Source organism: Bacteroides sp. AM41-16, assembly GCF_003603495.1.
GTDB lineage: Bacteria > Bacteroidota > Bacteroidia > Bacteroidales > Bacteroidaceae > Bacteroides > Bacteroides uniformis.
This window is the reverse complement of record NZ_QTNE01000042.1, coordinates 1-3582: the sequence shown is the minus strand read 5'-3', so window position 1 is coordinate 3582 and position 3582 is coordinate 1. Positions and strand designations below refer to the sequence as shown.

General features: G+C 49.2%; 2 tRNA genes and 2 rRNA genes. All 4 read left to right on the top strand.

What is annotated here, in order from left to right:
- Positions 1 to 119 precede the first annotated feature (119 nt).
- Positions 120 to 193, top strand: a tRNA-Ile gene (locus DW896_RS21215).
- Between the two features lie 90 nt (positions 194 to 283).
- Positions 284 to 357, top strand: a tRNA-Ala gene (locus DW896_RS21210).
- 113 nt (positions 358 to 470) lie between these two features.
- Positions 471 to 3350 (top strand): 23S ribosomal RNA (locus DW896_RS21205).
- 72 nt (positions 3351 to 3422) lie between these two features.
- Positions 3423 to 3533: ribosomal RNA gene (gene rrf / locus DW896_RS21200) — 5S ribosomal RNA — on the top strand.
- Positions 3534 to 3582: the final 49 nt, after the last annotated feature.

Here is a 3582-nt window from a genome sequence, read left to right as displayed (position 1 = left end):
ACTCGATCGTTGGTTCTTGAAGTTATGCTTCCATAAGAACCTCTTGTGCTGCGCGTAATTGTTTATCAGAATAAGAGAGAAAAGTAGAAGCCGAGCCGTAAGGCGAGGGTTTGACTGACAGTCCTATAGCTCAGTTGGTTAGAGCGCTACACTGATAATGTAGAGGTCGGCAGTTCAACTCTGCCTGGGACTACTTCAAAGTTGAAAACTGAAAATTGAGAAATGAAAATCGGGAACTCTCCGGATTTTCCACTTTCCACTTTCCGTTTTCCACTTATAAGAAGGGGGATTAGCTCAGCTGGCTAGAGCACCTGCTTTGCACGCAGGGGGTCAACGGTTCGAATCCGTTATTCTCCACTCCGTTTTGATTATTGTTTTATAATTGAAACACCGTTCTTTGACATGATGTGACCAAAAAAAAGTAAAGTTAAAAGCTGAAAGTATATATCGACCATACGTGATCGGTAAGACAAAAAGTAAGTAAGGGCACATGGCGGATGCCTTGGCTCTCGGAGGCGATGAAGGACGTGATAAGCTGCGATAAGCTGCGGGTAGGTGCAAATGACCTTTGATCCGCGGATTTCCGAATGGGACAACCCGGTACTTTGAAGAAGTATCATCCTGCATTGCAGGAGGCTAACGCAGGGAACTGAAACATCTTAGTACCTGCAGGAAAAGAAAATAAACAATGATTCCCCCAGTAGTGGCGAGCGAACGGGGAACAGCCCAAACCACCCATGTTACGGCATGTGTGGGGTTGTAGGACCACGTCGTGGCAAGAAAGTTGGTGAGCAGAATGTTCTGGAAAGTACAGCCATAGAGCATGACAGCTGCGTATGCGAAGCCAAGCGAAGCCTAGTGGTATCCTGAGTAGCGCGGAGCACGAGGAATTCTGCGTGAATCTGCCGGGACCATCCGGTAAGGCTAAATACTCCCGAGAGACCGATAGTGAACCAGTACTGTGAAGGAAAGGTGAAAAGCACTTCGAACAGAAGAGTGAAATAGTTCCTGAAACCATGTGCCTACAAGCGGTCGGAGCACCTTCTGGTGTGACGGCGTGCCTTTTGCATAATGAACCTACGAGTTACTTTTTCCGGCGAGGTTAAGGATTTCAGATCTGCAGCCGAAGCGAAAGCGAGTCTGAACAGGGCGTATAGTCGGAAGGAGTAGACGCGAAACCAAGTGATCTACCCTTGGGCAGGTTGAAGGATGGGTAACACCATCTGGAGGACCGAACCAATAAGCGTTGAAAAGCTTCTGGATGACCTGAGGGTGGGGGTGAAAGGCTAATCAAACTTGGAGATAGCTCGTACTCCCCGAAATGCATTTAGGTGCAGCCTTGACTTATACTGGCATGAGGTAGAGCGACTGATAAGATGCGAGGGCTTCACCGCCTATCAAGTCTTGACAAACTCCGAATGCGTGTCAGTTCTATGTCAGGAGTGAGGGCATGGGTGCTAAGGTCCATGTCCTAAAGGAGAACAATCCGGACCAACAGCTAAGGTCCCGAAATGAATACTAAGTTGAACTAACGAAGTCAGATTGCTAAGACAGCTAGGATGTTGGCTTGGAAGCAGCCATTCATTTAAAGAGTGCGTAACAGCTCACTAGTCGAGGAGTTTGGCGTGGATAATAATCGGGCATAAGTATTCTACCGAAGCTTTGGGATGAGAAATCATCGGTAGGGGAGCATTCCACTCGGCGTCGAAGGTGAAGCGCGAGCTTTGCTGGAGCGTGTGGAAAAGCAAATGTAGGTATAAGTAACGATAAAGGGGGTGGGAAACCCCCTCGCCGAAAGACTAAGGTTTCCTGATCAACGCTAATCGGATCAGGGTAAGTCGGGTCCTAAGGCTCAGCCGAACGGCGAGGCCGATGGCAGAACCGGTTAATATTCCGGTACTACCTGTGGGAGTGACGTGGAGACGGAGTCGTGACAGCGCCGCGGACTGACGGAATAGTCCGTTGAAGGGTGTAGATGCTGATTGTTCCAGGCAAATCCGGAGCAAGAGTCGAACCTGATAGTATGGAGCGTTCTTAGAACAATCCAATAGTGCGTGTAATCATACTTCCAAGAAAATCCGCTAAACTTAATCCTGCAGGTACCCGTACCGCAAACGGACACACGTAGTCGGGTTGAATATACTAAGGCGCTTGAGTGATTCACGGTTAAGGAACTAGGCAAACTGACCCTGTAACTTCGGGATAAAGGGTCCTCGCTTTACGGCGAGGCGCAGAGAATAGGTCCAGGCAACTGTTTAACAAAAACACAGGGCTGTGCAAAATTGAAAGATGAAGTATACAGCCTGACACCTGCCCGGTGCTGGAAGGTTAAGAGGAGATGTCATCGCAAGAGAAGCATTGAATTGAAGCCCCAGTAAACGGCGGCCGTAACTATAACGGTCCTAAGGTAGCGAAATTCCTTGTCGGGTAAGTTCCGACCTGCACGAATGGTGTAATGATCTGGACGCTGTCTCAACCGTGAGCTCAGTGAAATTGTAGTATCGGTGAAGATGCCGATTACCCGCGATGGGACGAAAAGACCCCGTGAACCTTTACTATAGCTTAACATTGAATTTGGGTAATTGATGTGTAGGATAGGCCGGAGGCTTCGAAGCAGGTACGCCAGTATTTGTGGAGCCGCTGTTGAAATACGGCCCTTTGATTATTTGAGTTCTAACCCGTTGTTGCGGGGACACTGTTTGGTGGGTAGTTTGACTGGGGTGGTCGCCTCCAAAAGTGTAACGGAGGCTTCTAAAGGTGCCCTCACGACGATTGGTAACCGTCGGCAGAGTGTAATGGCATAAGGGCGCTTGACTGGGAGACTTACAAGTCGATCAGGTAGGAAACTAGAGCATAGTGATCCGGTGTTTCTGTATGGAAAGGACATCGCTCAAAGGATAAAAGGTACTCCGGGGATAACAGGCTGATCCCTCCCAAGAGCTCATATCGACGGAGGGGTTTGGCACCTCGATGTCGGCTCGTCACATCCTGGGGCTGGAGAAGGTCCCAAGGGTTGGGCTGTTCGCCCATTAAAGTGGCACGCGAGCTGGGTTCAGAACGTCGTGAGACAGTTCGGTCTCTATCTATCGTGGGCGCATGAAATTTGCGTGGCTCTGACACTAGTACGAGAGGACCGTGTTGGACTGACCTCTGGTTTACCGGTTGTGCCGCCAGGTGCATTGCCGGGTATCTAAGTCGGGATTGGATAAGTGCTGAAAGCATCTAAGTACGAAGCCAGCCACAAGATTAGATTTCTCAGGGTCGTTGTAGACTACAACGTTGATAGGATGCAGGTGTACAGGCAGCGATGTCATAGCCGAGCATTACTAATTGCCCGTCCACTTTTTGCCTTCCGTGTATGGAGGTATATACGTTCAGCAATGTATGGACACTTTACTTTTTTCTCATCATGTCTGCCTTATTCAGGTGACTACAGCACCGGGGTTCCACCTCTTCCCATTCCGAACAGAGAAGTTAAGCCCGGTCACGCCGATGGTACTGCGTAACAGTGGGAGAGTAGGTAGTCGCCGTTTTCAGAAGAAGCCTCCGTGTCTGATAAGGATACGGAGGCTTTGTTCGTTT